Source organism: Colwellia sp. KS18-150, assembly GCF_057551365.1.
This window is the reverse complement of record NZ_BAAJMC010000003.1, coordinates 215,977-232,371: the sequence shown is the minus strand read 5'-3', so window position 1 is coordinate 232,371 and position 16,395 is coordinate 215,977. Positions and strand designations below refer to the sequence as shown.

At 38.4% G+C, this 16,395-nt stretch carries 16 protein-coding genes; 11 read left to right on the top strand and 5 right to left on the bottom strand.

The window, feature by feature from the left end; translation table 11 throughout:
* Positions 1–7: 7 nt before the first annotated feature.
* The 8 genes from AC27IF_RS06610 (at position 8) to folD (ending at position 9,907) form a co-directional block, all read left to right on the top strand.
* Positions 8–724, top strand: a complete 717-nt coding sequence (locus AC27IF_RS06610; protein ID WP_487053072.1) for a SapC family protein — start codon at positions 8–10, stop codon at positions 722–724.
* 10 nt (positions 725–734) lie between these two features.
* Positions 735–1,757 carry a cupin-like domain-containing protein gene (locus AC27IF_RS06605; RefSeq protein ID WP_487053070.1) on the top strand — a complete coding sequence of 341 codons (1,023 nt, stop codon included), beginning with the start codon at positions 735–737 and terminating at the stop codon, positions 1,755–1,757.
* Positions 1,758–1,999: 242 nt separating this feature from the next.
* A complete protein-coding gene (locus AC27IF_RS06600) occupies positions 2,000–4,693 on the top strand; it encodes a family 20 glycosylhydrolase (RefSeq protein WP_487053068.1) in 2,694 nt (897 codons plus the stop codon).
* Between the two features lie 264 nt (positions 4,694–4,957).
* Positions 4,958–5,860 carry an N-acetylglucosamine kinase gene (gene nagK, locus AC27IF_RS06595; RefSeq protein ID WP_487053066.1) on the top strand — a complete coding sequence of 301 codons (903 nt, stop codon included), beginning with the start codon at positions 4,958–4,960 and terminating at the stop codon, positions 5,858–5,860.
* A 20-nt stretch (positions 5,861–5,880) separates the two neighbouring features.
* The gene (nagA, locus tag AC27IF_RS06590) at positions 5,881–7,014 is read left to right on the top strand and encodes an N-acetylglucosamine-6-phosphate deacetylase (RefSeq protein WP_487053064.1); all 1,134 of its coding nucleotides are present in this window, start codon (positions 5,881–5,883) and stop codon (positions 7,012–7,014) included.
* Between the two features lie 80 nt (positions 7,015–7,094).
* A complete protein-coding gene (gene nagP / locus AC27IF_RS06585) occupies positions 7,095–8,399 on the top strand; it encodes an N-acetylglucosamine MFS transporter NagP (RefSeq protein WP_487053330.1) in 1,305 nt (434 codons plus the stop codon).
* A gap of 351 nt (positions 8,400–8,750) precedes the next feature.
* The gene (locus AC27IF_RS06580) at positions 8,751–8,960 is read left to right on the top strand and encodes a TIGR02922 family protein (protein ID WP_487053063.1); all 210 of its coding nucleotides are present in this window, start codon (positions 8,751–8,753) and stop codon (positions 8,958–8,960) included.
* 74 nt (positions 8,961–9,034) lie between these two features.
* Positions 9,035–9,907 (top strand): bifunctional methylenetetrahydrofolate dehydrogenase/methenyltetrahydrofolate cyclohydrolase FolD, encoded by an 873-nt coding sequence (folD, locus tag AC27IF_RS06575; protein WP_487053061.1) that lies wholly within the window; start codon positions 9,035–9,037, stop codon positions 9,905–9,907.
* Between the two features lie 78 nt (positions 9,908–9,985).
* Here folD and ccmE read toward each other — a convergent pair whose 3' ends face one another.
* From ccmE to ccmA, 5 genes are read right to left on the bottom strand one after another with little or no spacing between them, the layout of a single operon-like run.
* Positions 9,986–10,507, bottom strand: a complete 522-nt coding sequence (gene ccmE / locus AC27IF_RS06570; RefSeq protein ID WP_487053060.1) for a cytochrome c maturation protein CcmE — start codon at positions 10,505–10,507, stop codon at positions 9,986–9,988.
* Positions 10,504–10,755, bottom strand: a complete 252-nt coding sequence (gene ccmD / locus AC27IF_RS06565) for a heme exporter protein CcmD (RefSeq protein ID WP_487053058.1) — start codon at positions 10,753–10,755, stop codon at positions 10,504–10,506. The genes ccmE and ccmD overlap by 4 nt, the downstream gene beginning before the upstream one ends.
* Entirely contained in the window at positions 10,745–11,527 is a 783-nt protein-coding gene (locus AC27IF_RS06560) for a heme ABC transporter permease (RefSeq protein WP_487053056.1), read from the bottom strand. Before AC27IF_RS06560 ends, ccmD begins: the two co-directional genes overlap by 11 nt.
* Before the next feature lie 26 nt (positions 11,528–11,553).
* Entirely contained in the window at positions 11,554–12,243 is a 690-nt protein-coding gene (gene ccmB / locus AC27IF_RS06555; protein ID WP_487053054.1) for a heme exporter protein CcmB, read from the bottom strand.
* A 17-nt stretch (positions 12,244–12,260) separates the two neighbouring features.
* Positions 12,261–12,923: a cytochrome c biogenesis heme-transporting ATPase CcmA gene (gene ccmA, locus AC27IF_RS06550; RefSeq protein ID WP_487053328.1), complete on the bottom strand. Its 663-nt coding sequence runs from the start codon at positions 12,921–12,923 to the stop codon at positions 12,261–12,263.
* A 349-nt stretch (positions 12,924–13,272) separates the two neighbouring features.
* Between ccmA and AC27IF_RS06545 the strand changes: the two genes are divergently transcribed.
* Genes AC27IF_RS06545 through AC27IF_RS06535 form a run of 3 tightly spaced genes read left to right on the top strand, consistent with a single transcriptional unit; the run spans position 13,273 to position 16,388 of the window.
* Positions 13,273–15,306, top strand: a complete 2,034-nt coding sequence (locus AC27IF_RS06545) for a heme lyase CcmF/NrfE family subunit (RefSeq protein ID WP_487053053.1) — start codon at positions 13,273–13,275, stop codon at positions 15,304–15,306.
* Positions 15,307–15,867 carry a DsbE family thiol:disulfide interchange protein gene (locus AC27IF_RS06540; RefSeq protein ID WP_487053052.1) on the top strand — a complete coding sequence of 187 codons (561 nt, stop codon included), beginning with the start codon at positions 15,307–15,309 and terminating at the stop codon, positions 15,865–15,867.
* Positions 15,867–16,388 (top strand): cytochrome c-type biogenesis protein, encoded by a 522-nt coding sequence (locus tag AC27IF_RS06535; protein ID WP_487053050.1) that lies wholly within the window; start codon positions 15,867–15,869, stop codon positions 16,386–16,388. Before AC27IF_RS06540 ends, AC27IF_RS06535 begins: the two co-directional genes overlap by 1 nt.
* Positions 16,389–16,395 lie beyond the last annotated feature (7 nt).

Sequence of the window (16,395 nt, the reverse complement as noted above, 5' to 3'; positions counted from 1 at the left end):
ATAATTCATGTCTCAAAATATAGTGCCATTAGATGCTAATAAGCATAAAAATATATGTATAAAACCCGAGCAAAATTATGCTCATGCTAGTAATCAACATATAGTACCTTTAGTGGCGGCAGAGTATTTATCAGCAGCCGGAAATTTTCCTATCGTTTTTGTTAAGCAACAAGATACCGGGCAATTTAAAAGTGTTGCTTTAATGGGCTTTGAGCAAGGCGAAAATGTATTTTTTTCTCAAGGCAAAGTTAATACTTCTTATGTACCGGTTCACTTTAGGCGCCAACCTTTTTCGGTTGCGGGTGAAAATAGTGACGATGAAAATATGGTGCTGTGTATTGATCTTAATAGTGATTTAATTGCTAATGAGGGCATCGCTTTATTTGATGAAGATGGAAAGCCGAGTGAAACCACAAATAACGTTTCTACATTATTAGTTGACTTAATCGCTCGTGAGAAGGCAACCGATTTACTGATAGCGACTTTGGTAAAATATGAATTATTACAAGATGCTGATCTTAAAGTAAATTTAGGAGAGCAGGGAGAACGAAAAATAGCGGGTTTGTATAAAGTGAATGAAGAAGCATTACATCAACTTGATGATGAGGTGGTATTAGATTTATACAAACGTAAATATTTTTCCGCTATTTACTCACACTTAACATCGTTAAGTCAGTTTAAACGATTACTACAGTTAAAATCTTCACTAGATAGTGATAAATAACGGTTATTTAATGATGAACATACCCTTAAAACAAGTGTCAGTGTGGAATAATGTTACTCGTGAAGTACTAGAACGAGATATTATTCCCCGTTATGAGCCGGCTATATTGAAAGGGTATGTGGATGATTGGCCATCTGTAAAAGCGGCTGATTTAAGTGAAAAATCTGCCTGCAAATATTTAACTAATCAGTATGTTGGTGGTAATGTTCGATTTGCTCGTCTAGCGGCTAAATATGATGGCCTGTTCACTTATAATGAAGATATGACGGGCTTTAACTTTAAGCGAGAGGTTGCGCCATTAGAGAGGTTTTTGCAGGAGGTATTTAATAATTCTCAACAAGAGGGTAGAGAAACACTTGCTTTACAAAGTGCACTGATTAGTGATTATTTTCCTGAGTTTACTAAAGAGAATACCTTTGATCTTTTTGATGAAGCCACACCGCCACGCATTTGGATTGGTAATAACGCTGTCGTTGCCGCGCATTTTGATGATGCTGAGAATATTGCTTGTGTAGTTAGCGGTAAAAGACGTTTTACTTTATTCCCACCTAACCAAATAGATAACCTTTATCCTGGTCCAATTGATTTTACTCCTGCTGGAGCTCAAGTGAGTTTAGTGGATTTTGCCAAGCCAGACTTTAAACAATTCCCCAAATTTAAAACCGCGTTATCACAAGCTTTGGTGGCGGATTTAGCGCCGGGGGATGCTATATATATTCCTTCATTATGGTGGCACCATGTTCATTCTTATGGTGGCTTTAATATTTTAGTTAATTATTGGTCGGGGGGCTCTATTGCTGGTAAAGCTAAACCTGTGCCACTTGATGCTATGTTAATGGCAATGTTGGCTATTCGTGATTTGCCGCAAGAACAAAAACACGCTTGGCAGGCGTTTTTTAACTATTATATTTTTTCAGAGCAAAGTTCAAAAAATAATCATATCCCAGAGCATGCTTTGGGCATTCTGGCTAACTTAAATAGTAAGCAACAAAAAGATTTACGGAACTGGCTTATGGGTCAACTGAAACCATAAGTTTTAGTTAAATATTTAACACGTAAACGAATATAGACTTATTCTTTGAAGCAAATACAAAATCAGTTTTTGTATCATTTTTAAGTCTGTATAAATCTAATTAACACACGAGGAATTTAATAACTTAATATTATTAATTTATATTTTGACAGCGCTGTCAAAATTATGGATAGTAGTAAAATATATATTTGAATAGTTAAATTCATTATCTTTGTCTTAACACTGTAGAGCAGGTTAATAGTATGAACAAACGTAAACACAGGGTGTCACCTTTATATTTCCCCTTATTAACATTATTACTGATCTTGTCTGGTTGTAGCCAGGATCAAGGAGAGGGGCATAGTACAGAGCAAGAGTTAGCGTCAACAAAAAAAGTTTCTCAGCTAACTAGTCCAACACAACCCGATATCGATAATATTGCTACTAATCTGGAGGTGAAATATCGCCTAGTTACCAATATTCCCTCAGATAAATGTAATGCTAAAATCGCTGATGGTGCATGCTTTGAAGTGGAATTAAGTTTCAAAGCTAAACAAGCAATTACCAGTAAAGATTGGTCTATATATTTTAGCCAAATCACCCCGGTTCAATCTTCAGAAGGTGAAGAGTTTAATGTAGAGCATTTAAATGGTGACTTACATCGCATTAATTTAGGCAAAGAGTTTACTGGCTTTATGGCAGGTGAGACCAAAAAATTCGTATTTAGAGCAAATTTTTGGATGCTTTCAGAAACCGATGCTTTACCTAATTACATTGTATCAGCCACAGGTGTTCAGGCACGTGTTATCAAGAGTACTCAAGTAAAAATTGATCAAGACTCGGGTTTAGAAGTCTTACCTTTTGTTGTCCCTTTTCATGACGAATTGACGCAATTTAAGCGTACAACAGAAGACAAAACTACTTGGTTAAACAGTGAATTGTTATTTCAACGTAATTTAGCCGTGAGTAAGCCATTACCCGAGGGAGAGATATCAGTTGCACAAACTATTATCCCAACACCTAAGTTAGTCAATTATGCAGATGATAATGCCTTGGTGGATATTAGTCGAGGAATTAAGGTAGTGTTAAATAATGTTGCTTCTGCTGATGTGGAAGCGGCACTTGCACGTTTAACTCGTTTAGGTTTACAGCAAACTGATTCTGGTTTGCCTTTGCAGTTAGCACTTGTTAGCGATAAAAGTAAGACTATCGGTAGCTATCAACTCTCAGTGTCAGATCAGAAAATAACCATTACCGGTGTTGATGCACAAGGGGTATTTAATGGCATTCAATCACTAGCAAGCTTATATTCAGTGGGCAGTAAAACGCTTCCTGTGTTAAATGTTGAAGATGAGCCACATTATACTTTTCGTGGAATGTTAGTGGATGTGGCGCGAAACTTTCATTCAAAAGAATTTATTTTAAGTTTATTGGAGCAAATGGCTGCTTATAAATTAAATAAATTGCACTTACATTTAGGCGATGATGAAGGTTGGAGATTAGAAATCCCAAGCCTACCTGAATTAACTGAAATTTCGAGTAAGCGCTGTTTTCCTCATTATAATGAAAAGCAAGAGCAATCTTGTCTTATTCCACAATTAGGGGCAGGTGTTGATTCCAGTACATCAGTAAATGGTTTCTATAGCGTTAGTGACTACACTGAAATTTTACAAGCGGCGAGTGCTCGCCATATCCAAGTTATTCCTTCATTAGATATGCCAGGACATTCGCGCTCTTCGATGAAGGCAATGACGGCGCGATATCATAAATATCAAGCACTAGAAGATGAAGAAAAAGCTAAGCAGTTTTTGCTCGATGACTTTGATGATAAGACTCAATATTCATCTGTACAATATTACAATGACAACACGATGAACGTATGTTTAGAGTCAACTTATAATTTTGTCACTGAAGTGATGACACAAGTGAAACAGATACATGCTGATGCTGGCCAACCACTAACTCGATATCATATTGGTGCTGATGAAACCGCAGGTGCTTGGCTAGAATCTCCTGCATGTAAAGCCTTTGTCGCAGACAATGATAAAGGTGTCACTGATATGAGTGAGTTAGGAGCATACTTTATTGAACGAGTTGCTGGAATATTATCCGATCTTAATATTGAAACGGCGGGTTGGAGTGATGGTATGGAGCATACGCGTAAAGCCAATATGCCAGCTATCGTTCAAGCCAATGCATGGGATGTACTATCTTGGGGGGGGCATGAGAAAGTTCATGTTTTAGCGAATCGTAATTGGCAAGTGGTGATTTCATCGCCAGATGCGCTATATTTTGATTTTCCTTATGAGCCAGACCCAAAAGAGCATGGTTACTATTGGGCATCACGCCATATAAATACGGAAAAAATATTCCAATTTATGCCTGATAATTTACCTGTGCATGCTGAGTTTTGGTTAGACAGGCAAGATAACACTTATGTAGCGGATGACACGAAAACACCGCTTGCCGCAGGACAAAAGTTTATGGGGATACAAGGACAGCTTTGGAGTGAAAATACTCGCAGTGATGTAATGGTTGAACATAAAGTTTTTCCAAGGCTTTTAGCGTTAGCTGAGCGAGCATGGCACCTACCACAGTGGGCTGTGCCTTATAATTATCAGGGGGCAAAATATAGCCAAGAAACTCAGGTGTTTAACAGGCAGCTGCAAGAACTAAGGGATAGTCGTTGGCATGTATTTGCTAATACTCTAGGACAAAAAGAGTTTGTTAAGCTAGAGCTTGGTGATATTAACTATCGTTTACCTACAGTTGGGGCTGTGATTAAAGAGGGTAAGTTAACTGCTAACATCGCTTTTCCAGGGCTAGATATAGAGTACCAAGATCAAGCTAACAATTGGCAGCGTTACAGTCAGCCAGTAAAAGTTGAAGGCGAAGTAATGCTACGTAGTCGCAGTAAAAATGGTGCGCGTTATAGTCGTATCACCCAAGTTAAATAGCCGTTAACTTAAGTCGGGGAGGAGTAATCCTCCCCACTAGCTATAACGAGTAATTATTTTTTTATATTTTTTATCATAAAATCATAGAGTTAATTTTGATAGTCGGTAAAATACTCTGATAATTGTTAAAAATTGTAAAAAAACAAATGACAACGCTGTCATTTGTCGATAAGATGAAAACAATTACTTATTTAAAAAAGCCGTGAATTTACATTAGTAACGAGTTATGTAATACCGAGCAGTTAAGAGAATTTTGAGGTTAGTATGTTCACAAGCGGTGACAACAAAGAATTATTTTTAGGCATAGATGGTGGCGGTAGCAAGTGTAAGGCCATTGTCATGAATGAAGATAATGAAATTTTAGGTACAGGTGTTTCAGGTCCAGGTAACCCATTGCACGGTTTCGAACAAGCTACTAACTCCATAATTGAGTCAGCTAAGTTAGCGTTAAAAGATGCCGGCCTTGAGCATATCCCATTACGTGAATTACATGCAGGTGTTGGCTTAGCGGGTGTTAACTTACCGGCTTTACATGAGAAAATGCAAACGTGGCAGCATCCTTTTAAAGAAATGTTTCTAGCGCATGACTTACTTATCGCTTGCTTAGGTGCTCATCATAGCCAAAATGGTGCTGTGGTTATATCTGGGACTGGCTCTTGTGGTTTCTCTTGTATAGATGATCAAGAAGTTTTAATTGGCGGACATGGTTTCCCCCAAGGTGATAAAGGCAGTGGTGCATGGTTTGGGTTACAGGCAACAAAACAAGTGCTACTTTCTCTTGATGGTTTAGTTAAACCGTCGCTTATGAATGATGTGTTATTGGCAAAATTAGCTTGTAATGATACGACCTCTATTGTCGGCGCTATAGCTGGTAAAAAAGCAACTTTCTATGCTCAGTTAGCTAATTTGGTTTTTGATGCCGCAGAGCAGGGAGATGAGATTGCTCTGGCTATTGTGCACGAAGGAGCTGAATATATTAACAGCCTTGCACGTACTTTATTAATTAAAAAACCGGCACGTATTTCTATGCTTGGTGGCTTAACCCCAAGGTTGAAGTCTTGGTTAGATAAGGATATTCAAACGCAATTATCAGAGCCTCTTAGTCCCCCAGAAGTCGGTGCGGTATTATTAGCTAGGCATAAACTCGCCGAGCAAGTTAAGCACTAAGACTATTTAAGGGGGAATATATGACAAGGTTACGATTTTATGCACCACGATTATTTAATGGTCACGAGTTTGTTGATGATCACGTATTGACCATCACAGACGGTGTTATTACTGCGATAGACCAAGAAAAAGATAACTATGATGTTCAAGCTAAAGGCATAGTCGTACCTGGGTATATTGATTTACAAGTTAATGGCGGTGGTGGTGTATTGTTTAATGACTCTCCCACGTTAAATAAACTAAAAGCCATCATTGCCGCTCATGCGAAATTTGGTACTACAGCGATGATGCCAACCCTTATTACCGATAAAGTCGAGGTTATGTCACAAGCTGCAGATGTCATGGCAGAAGCAATTGCGACAAAAACGGCTGGTGTTATTGGTATCCATTTTGAAGGGCCTCATTTATCACTAGCTAAAAAAGGCACACATAGCGCTGAGCTGATAAGACCGATTGAAGATACTGAATGGCAAGTTTTGTCTAGACAAGATATTGGTCAAGTTATGGTGACCCTCGCTCCAGAAACGGTTTCAAGCACTGATATAACCCGAATGGTTAATTTAGGTATTAAAGTTTGTATTGGTCATTCTAATGCTGATTTTTCGACTGCCCAACAAGCGGTTGATGCAGGAGCTAGTGGTTTTACTCATTTATTTAATGCCATGTCTCCTTTGCAAGGGCGTGAGCCAGGAGTAGTTGGCTGTGCACTGTTAAATGACAACACTCAAGCAGGGCTTATCGTAGATGGTCATCATGTTGACTTTGTTAGTTGTCAATTAGCCATTAAAACCAAACCCAAAGGTGGCATTTTCTTAGTAACAGATGCCATGCCACCTGTTGGTAGTGATATGACTGAGTTTCCACTTTATGATCGTACTGTTTATGTCAATGATGGCAAGTTGACTTCTACAACAGGTGAGCTAGCAGGATCCTCTTTAGATATGGCAACGGCGGTAAAAAATACACATTTTAAACTCAATATTCCTTTAGACGAGTCTTTGCGTATGGCGAGTTTATATCCTGCGCAATATTTGTTGGATAAAGAAGTGCTAAACCGTGGTGAGTTAAAAATAGGTTCGCAGGCAGATTTATTGGTCTTAGATGATGAATTAAATGTCAATGAGACTTGGATCTGTGGTCAGCTTTTCAATTAGCTCGTTCATTTATCAAAGTAGTAAATATAATAAATAATATGCTGCTCTAAGAAAGTATGCAGTCAATAAATGAGGAAATTATGGAAATGTCAGCTTCGCAAGTTAATGAAGAAAAACAGCAAAGTAATGCTTTGCCGATGATTATAGTTGCCGGTCTATTTTTTATTCTAGGCTTTGCGACTTGGCTAAATGGCTCTTTAATGCCTTATTTGCAGCAAATTTTGCAATTAAGCCCATTTGAAGCTTCATTGATATTGTTTTCATTTTATATTGCGGTAACTTTTACTGCACTGCCATCTGCTGCGATTATTCGTAAAGTGGGTTACAAAACCGGTATGGCACTCGGTATGGCGACCATGATGGTTGCCGGCTTATTATTTATTCCTGCGGCAAAAACACAAGTATTTGCTTTGTTTTTATTCGCTCAGCTTGTGATGGGAACCGGGATTACTTTATTACAAACAGCGGTTAACCCATATGTGGTTCGTATTGGTCCAGAAGAGTCTGCTGCTGCTCGTATCTCTATTATGGGCATATTAAACAAAGGCGCTGGTGTGGTTGCCCCAATGGTTTTCACGGCACTGATTTTAAGTGGCTTTCAAGAAACGAGCGGTGAATTAACGTTAACTCAAATAAATGAGATGGCTAATTCATTAGTCTTACCGTATTTAGGTATGGCAATCTTTTTAGGTTTACTTGCTTTAGCAGTAAAAAAATCTCCTTTACCTGAGTTAGAAGATGAAGAAGAGGCTAATGAAGGTGAAGATCATAAGGGGCATTTAAAGGAAGCATTATCCCACCCAAATTTAGCCTTCGGTGTTGTGGCGTTATTTTTCTATGTTGCTGCAGAGGTTATAGCTGGTGATACAATTGGCATATTTGCTTTGTCATTAGGCGTAGAGAATTACACCATGATGACCTCATACACTATGCTGTGTATGGTGGCGGGTTATATTCTCGGTATTGCGCTTATTCCACGGGTGATTTCACAGCAAAATGCCTTGATGGTTTCTGCACTTATTGGCTTGATATTAACGACAGGTATCGTTTTCGGTGATAACAATTCATTTGTTATCGCAAATACTTTTTTAGGCGGTGTTCAGTTACCTGATACTTTAGTACTTATCGCCTTTTTAGGTTTTGCCAATGCGATTGTTTGGCCTGCTGTTTTTCCTTTAGCTTTATCTGGCATGGGTAAGTTAACCAGTGTTGGCTCAGCATTACTTATTATGGGTATTTCGGGTGGAGCGTTTGGTCCTATGTTTTGGAGTATTACCTCAACAGCCACCAGTATGGCAGAGCAGGGTGGCTACCTAGTGTTATTTCCTTGTTATTTATTTATTTTATTCTATGCGGTAAAAGGCTGCAAAATGAAAAGTTGGTAATAGCTCTATAGTTATTTTCAATATTCCCATTGCTTAATTGAGTTAAAAGATAACTTGGTTATGTAAAAAAGCTCTACGGTCTAAGTTGACTATCTTACCTATTGTAAGACATTAACTTTGAAAGTTGAGGGTGCGTTAAACGGTCATTTGATCGACCCTGAGTACTTTGTGACTCAGGGTTTTTTTATATGTGGAACGTTAAAAATAACAATTAAATCATTTGCTTGTAATTCTATTGTAACAAATGTGCAATGTCTGGTCTGTTTTGTAAGTTTTTTATTTACTCTCAAACTTATTGGTGTATATTCAGTATGCCCACAAATTATAATTAATAAAAAGTAGTAAGTAATTATGCAACGAACGGTAACAATAATTTATTATCGTGATGATGGTCTAGAGCTACATCATAAAGTAAAAACCTTCGAGCAAAATGACGAGGGTCGAGTTGTTATTCCTCAAGAGTTTAAAGATGGCAAATCAATTATTGCTGTCTGTGATGGGGAAGTTCAAATTTTAAATAAAGTCGGTGATCGAATCTTATCGGTTAATTATGTCGCCTAAGTCAAGTCTTTTTAAAAGCGCTTAAATGTTAATTTAAGCGCTTTTTTTTACCCTAAAATTAAAGAATGAGCATTATGAACATAGATGGAAAACAAGCTGCTATCGAGCTAAGAGCAACACTTGCTAGTGAAGTTAAAGCACTTAAAGCATCAACAGGTATTACACCCAGTTTAACTGTGGTTTTGGTAGGGGAAGATCCTGCTAGTCAAGTTTATGTCCGCAATAAAGCGAAACAAACGATAGAGATTGGAATGATTTCCAATGAAATCCGATTACCAGAAACAACCAGTCAAGAGCAGTTGTTAGCTCAATTAACCCTGTTAAATAGTGATAAGTCAGTACATGGAATTTTAGTACAATTACCTTTACCTAAGCATATTGATGAAAGTGTGATCATTGCCGCTATTAACCCAGAAAAAGATGTTGATGGCTTTCATGCCATGAATTCTGGTCGATTACTAAATGGTGAAACCGATGCTCTGGTACCTTGTACGCCACAAGGTTGCGTGATTTTAGCTAAACAACATTTAGGCGATGATTTATCAGGCAAGCATGCAGTCATTATTGGTCGTTCTAATATTGTTGGTAAACCAGTAGCTCTTTTACTCTTACAAGAAAACTGCACTGTGACTATTGCGCATTCTCGTACTAAAAACTTGCCTGAAATTTGTCAGCAAGCAGATATTTTAGTGGCGGCGGTTGGTCGTGCAGAGTTTGTTAAAGCCGATTGGGTTAAGGCAGGGGCGACTGTTATTGATGTTGGCATCAACCGCATTGAAGATTTAGATACAGGAAAAGGAAAGCTTGTTGGTGATGTTGATTATGCCAGTGTCGCTGATGTTTGTGGCGCCATTACGCCAGTACCGGGTGGGGTTGGACCTATGACAATTGCCTGTTTACTACAAAACACTTTAGTGGCAGCTAAACGTCAAATTCAAGATAAATAGTTATCCTGAGTCGAGGTTAGTTACACAAGAGCCAAACCTGAGCTATTAATGTAAGCTCAGGGGGCTATCTTACACTGATTAATTTTTATCTAATTGTTTATCACTATATTCTAACTTTTTGTAATCTTTACCTTTAGCATCAGCAAGCTCTGCTGGCATGTAGTTTTCATCATGCTTAGCTAACACTTCACTCGCTTCTACGTGTAATTGACCTGAATTGCCTAGTGTAAGCGTACCATTGGCAACAATACCTTGTCCCTCACGAAATAAGTCAGGCAAAATACCTTCATAATATACTGAGATCATCGGATCGTTTTCATCAAAAACAATGGGCATTTTCATATCGGCCAATGCGAAGGTGACTTTTAAATTATCAGGGTCTCGCTTTACGCTTCCTGGTACAACCAAGCCACCTATACGAATTCGCTGACCAACGCTAGGTTTTAAACCAGAATCTTTTTTACCTTGAGTAATCTCAGACGGAGTGTAAAACAAATCGATATTCTGGCTAAGCGCATAAAGGACTAAGCCAGCTACAATGCCAATACCAATTAAGACAGAAGCAACTATGGTTAAACGTTTTTTACGGCGGGGATTCATTGAGCTACCTCTTCAGTTACTGCTTTAGTGTTTACCTTAACGGTTGTCTTTTTACTCTTTTTACGCACTTGTCGTAGCTTCTCTTCTCTTTGGTGGCGAATGGCTATCGTTTTAATCACGTTTTTATGACCTAAAACTGAGCTAATTAGTAATGCTAATATCAGTACAGTCGAAACACCAAATGATAACCAAACATAAAAGCCATAGCCTCCCATATTTAAAAAGGCACTAAAACTATCAAACTGCATTGTTGTTCTCCATTGGCTTTATCTGCGCATTGTCACTTTGCGAAGAAACTAAAGCTCTAACCCAAGGACGAATACTATTTCTGGCTAAAATTTCACTTCTAAAGCGAATACAGATAATTGTGGCAACGAGTAAAGCAAAACCAAGAAAGCAAAAAATGAAAGGCCATAGCATATCTATTGACATGGAAGGCTTGCCAAGCTTGCTTACCGTTGAACCTTGATGAAGGGTATTCCACCATTCAACTGAATATTTAATGATAGGAATATTAATGACACCAACAAGTGTTAAAATTCCAGCCGCTTTACCGGCCAAATTTTTATCTTCAAAAGCACTGTGTAGTGCGATAACCCCTAAGTATAAAAATAACAAAATCAATTCAGAGGTTAATCTAGCATCCCAAATCCACCAAGTACCCCACATTGGTTTTCCCCATGCGGCGCCCGTAATTAAGGCTATTGCAGTAAATACAGCGCCAACAGGGGCCATGGCAGCGGCTGACGCGTCGGCTAATTTAAATTGCCATACCATTGAGGTAAAGGCGGCTATAGCCATACCGACATAAATTCCCATTGATAAAGAGGCTGCAGGTACATGAATATAAAAAATACGAAAGCTATCACCTTGTTGATAGTCAGCTGGTGCAAAGGCAAGCGCCCAAACAAGTCCTATAGATAATAAAACTGCTGATAAGGCACTAAGCCAAGGTAACATTTTCCCAGTAAAGTGATAACTCACTTCTGGGTTAGCGTAAGGGTGTAACCATTTCCACATAGATTATGCTCTCAAATTCTCTAGTATTAATTGGTACTGACTTTTAACGCGGCACTGACGGCAAATGGTGCTAGGGTTAATGAGCCAAAAAATAATGCGGCAATTATAGCAAGTTGACCGCTGTAAGGTAAACCGAGTGCAGCAGTATCTATTGCACTGGTGGCGAAAATAAGTACAGGAATGTATAAAGGTAGCACCAGTAAACTTAGTAGTACGCCCCCTTTTTTTATGCCGACAGTTAACGCAACGCCAATAGCGCCAAGTAAGCTTAATACTGGCGTACCCAGTAACAGTGTTAACATTAACGCGCCGTAACTCTGTTCATTTAAATGTAATAATACTGCCAGTAGCGGTGCCATAAGAATTAACGGCAAACCTGTAATTAGCCAATGGGCGACAATTTTAGCTAATACTAAAATGAATACTGGATGTGGGCTTAATAACATTTGCTCTAATGAGCCATCATTGTGATCTGATTTAAATAATCTATCTAAAGACAGTAGGGTTGATAATAACGCTGCCACCCAAATAATGCCTGGGGCAATACGACTTAATGTTTGTGCTTCTGGACCAATACCTAGCGGAAATAACGTAATGACAATTACAAAAAATAGCAATGGATTAATAATGTCATCTTTGTGACGCATTGCGATGGTTAAATCACGTTTTAGGATTAGGGAAAAAACACCTCGATAAGATAAGTTGGTTGCTTTCATAATATTACTAATCTTTCCTACTCGGTAAATGCATCATAATCTAAACAGATTTTTTTAATTTCTGATGGCTTGAAAGTAAGAAGATCTTGATGGGTAGTTAAAATAATACATCCACCTTGTTTTAAATGAGATTTAAATAACTGCTCAAGTACATGAACACCTTCTTTATCAATGGCCGTAAAAGGCTCATCTAAAATCCAAATTTTTGCCGAGGTTTTAATCAAACGTGCTAATGAAATTCTTCTATGTTGACCAGCACTAAGGTGTGAGGCCAAACTATCTTCAAAGCCAGTTAAATTAACTTGTGATAATGTTTCTTCGATATTTGTCGGGTTATCTTTGATACCATGAAGGGCTAAGTTAAAACTTAGGTTTTCCTGTGCCGACATTTCACCTTTTACACCGGGTAAATGACCTAAATAGAGTAGGTTTTGATGAAACTCTTCGCGACAGCGAATAATTGAACGAGCTTGGTAATATGTTTTGCCTTCAAAAGGCTGAGATAAACCGGCTAAAATACGTAATAAACTGGTTTTACCTGAGCCGTTAGGTCCTTCTACTTGAACAATGTCACCGGCATATACTTCAATAGATAATAGGTCAAACAATAAGCGTTCTTCACGGATGCAGGTCAAGTCTTTAGCACTAAGTAAGGCTGGCTGATTATTAACCGTTTTTATCTCTGAGTTGGTGACTGACAAGGAACGAATACTCTTTTTATTATTAAACCTGATAAATATTAACTGATGCTTGCCAACAAACTGTTGACTTAGATCGCATTTGACTTATATCGTTTTTGATTTAGATCGTGTTTTTACATTGCACAATATCATACCATAGCGTCGTTAAAAGCTAATAATAAATAACTTACGTAAATTTGTAACATTAAGAAACAATTTACGAAACTGAATGAATTAAGCTATTCGCCTTTTCATTATTAAAAGTGTGCTAGAATTGCGCGGTTATTTTAATAATATAAGTGTTATGCAGCCATAGTTTAGTGCTGTTACTATGTTTTCGGAGAAGTAAATGATACCTGATACGGTGCCACAAATAATTCCACACCTTATCCCTGAGCTAGGTCATATTGCTCTAGTCTTAGCCTTAGCTTTTGCTTTGTGCCTCAGTGTTATCCCTTTAATTGGTGTTCATAGCAGTCAACAAAAATTGATGTCTTATGCAAAACCCTTGACGTCTGGAATGTTTATTTTCACCACCATAAGTATTGTCATTCTCGGATACAGCTTTGTTCTCGATGATTTTTCAATAAAATATGTTGCCAGTCATTCTAATACCCATTTGCCTTATTATTTTAAAATCAGTGCAGTGTGGGGAGGGCATGAAGGCTCATTACTACTTTGGGTATTTTCATTAACTGGATGGACAATGGCTGTTGCCAAATTTTCCAATAATGTTGAACAAGAGTTTATCGCTCGAGTGTTGGCTGTCATGGGTATGATTGCCGTTGGTTTCATCGCCTTTACTTTATTAACTTCTAATCCATTTGAGCGATTGTGGCCAAATGTGCCAATGGAAGGGCGTGACTTGAATCCTTTATTGCAAGATATTGGCCTGATCATTCACCCTCCATTGCTTTACTTGGGGTATGTTGGCTTCGCGGTAGCATTTGCTTTTGCTGTTGCGGCGTTAATGTCGGGTAAAATGGATGCTGCTTGGGCAAGATGGTCTCGTCCTTGGACTGTTGGTGCTTGGATGTTTTTAACCTTAGGTATTGCTTTAGGTAGTTGGTGGGCGTACTACGAACTTGGTTGGGGCGGATGGTGGTTCTGGGATCCTGTTGAGAATGCTTCTTTTATGCCCTGGCTAGTAGGTACCGCTTTAATTCATTCATTAGCGGTTACTGAAAAGCGCGGCACGTTTAGAAATTGGACTGTCCTCTTAGCGATTTTTGCTTTTAGTTTAAGCTTGTTAGGTACCTTTTTAGTGCGCTCTGGTGTTATTACTTCAGTGCATTCTTTTGCTGCGGATCCTTCTCGTGGTGTATTTATTTTAGTGTTATTGGCTATAGCTGTAGGTGGCTCACTCACATTGTATGCTTTTAGAGCAAGCAATGTCGCAAGCTTCAGTCGCTTTGCCTTATATTCTCGAGAGACTGCGTTACTTCTTTGTAATATTATTTTAGTGGTTGCGGCAACAACAGTCTTATTAGGCACCTTATATCCCTTGCTTGTAGATGCATTGGGTTATGGAAAAATATCTGTGGGACCACCGTATTTTAACGCCGTGTTTGTTCCTATTATGAGTTTCTTGTTCATCATCATGGGTATTGGCCCGTTAATACGGTGGAAGAAAGCGAAAAAAGGGGAATTGCGTAAACAACTATTTAAGCCATCAGTGTTTAGTATTGCTTTTGGTTTGCTATTCCCCATTATTTACGGTGGTGAATTTGATGCTTTAGTTGCGATGGGAATGACTTTAGCAATGTGGGTATTCTTGGTTGTAGTAAAAGATGTTATCAATCAATACCGTAATACCTCAAAGCTAACACGTAGTCATTGGGGCATGGCCTTTGCCCATGCAGGTATTGCTATTTCCATTGTCGGCGTAACTATAGTCTCAAGTTATGAAAGTGAAACTAATGTGAAAATGTCGGTAAATGAACGTGTTAATATTTCAGGTTATGATATTGAATTTAAAGGTATTAAGTTAGTTGAAGGGCCTAATTATAGCGCAGAGCAAGGGCAGATTAACGTTTATCGTAATGGTGATTTTGTCACGTTATTAAAGCCTGAACGCCGTGCTTATCGAGTACAAACTATGGGAATGACAGAAGCAGGAATTGATGCTGGTTTATTCCGTGATGTTTATGTTGCACTGGGTGACCCGCTTGATAATGGTGCATGGGCTATCCGTGTTCATTATAAGCCTTTCGTACGTTGGATTTGGCTTGGAGCTATATTCATGGCGATTGGAGGCATTCTTGCTATGATGGATAAACGTTACCGTGCTCGACAAAGCGTAAAAAGTGATGGTGCAGACCAATTAACAGCACAATCATCTAAGGTTAATCCAAGTAATCAAGCTGTATCGGAGCTCTCTTAAATGACTAAAATTATTCGCTTTTTACCTTTAATCTTGGTGATTGCATTAGGCGTAGTTCTGTATCGTGGTTTATCATTGAATCCGAAAGAGCTACCGTCAGCTTTAATTGGTAAGGCTATGCCTGACTTTTCGTTAACGACATTAACCGATGAAAATAAAGTTGTTACCAAAGCCGACTTAACTGGCGATATCGTTTTGTTAAATGTGTGGGCCACTTGGTGTCCAACTTGTAAATATGAGCACCCTTACTTACTTGATATTGCTAATAACTCACAGCTTAATTCTTTTGTGAAGCTTTACGGTTTAAATTATAAAGATGAACGTATTGCTGGCCAAAAGTGGCTAACACATTATAAAGATCCATATCACTTCTCCATCTTTGATGACGAAGGTTTATTGGGAGTTAAGTTAGGGGTATTTGGCGCGCCAGAAACGTTTGTTATTGATCATCACGGCATCATACGTAAACGTTTTGCAGGAGCTATTGATACACGAGTGTGGCGTAAAGAGTTTGAACCATTAATCAAGCAGCTAGTTTCAGAAAAACAACAAGGAATATAATGATGTTGCCTAAGTTTTTACTCATTCCTGTAATGATCTTTGCAAGTTTTATTAGCATGATGGCTGTACAGGCAAGCCCAGTTGATACCTTTGAGTTTTATGATGAAGTGACCAAAGTTCGATTTCAAGCACTGAGCAAAGAATTACGTTGCCCAAAATGTCAAAATCAAAACCTAGCGGATTCAAACTCAACAGTTGCTTCGGCATTAAGGTTAGATTTATATAATTTATTAATCCAAGGTAAATCGGATGCAGAAATTATAGATTTAATGGTTGGGCGTTATGGTGAGTTTGTTTTGTATCGCCCACGTGTCTCGTCATTAACTTATGCTCTTTGGTTCGGGCCTGGATTATTAATACTGATTGGCCTAATTGTTGTGGTAGTGATTTTACGTAAAAAGCCAGCGCCGAAAGAGGCGTTAGCATTAAATACCGCCCAACAGGAAAAGTTGACACAATTATTAGCAGACAACCAAGGTGAACCAGATAACTCAGCCTCACCGACAAAAGATAAAGAGTAGTTCATTA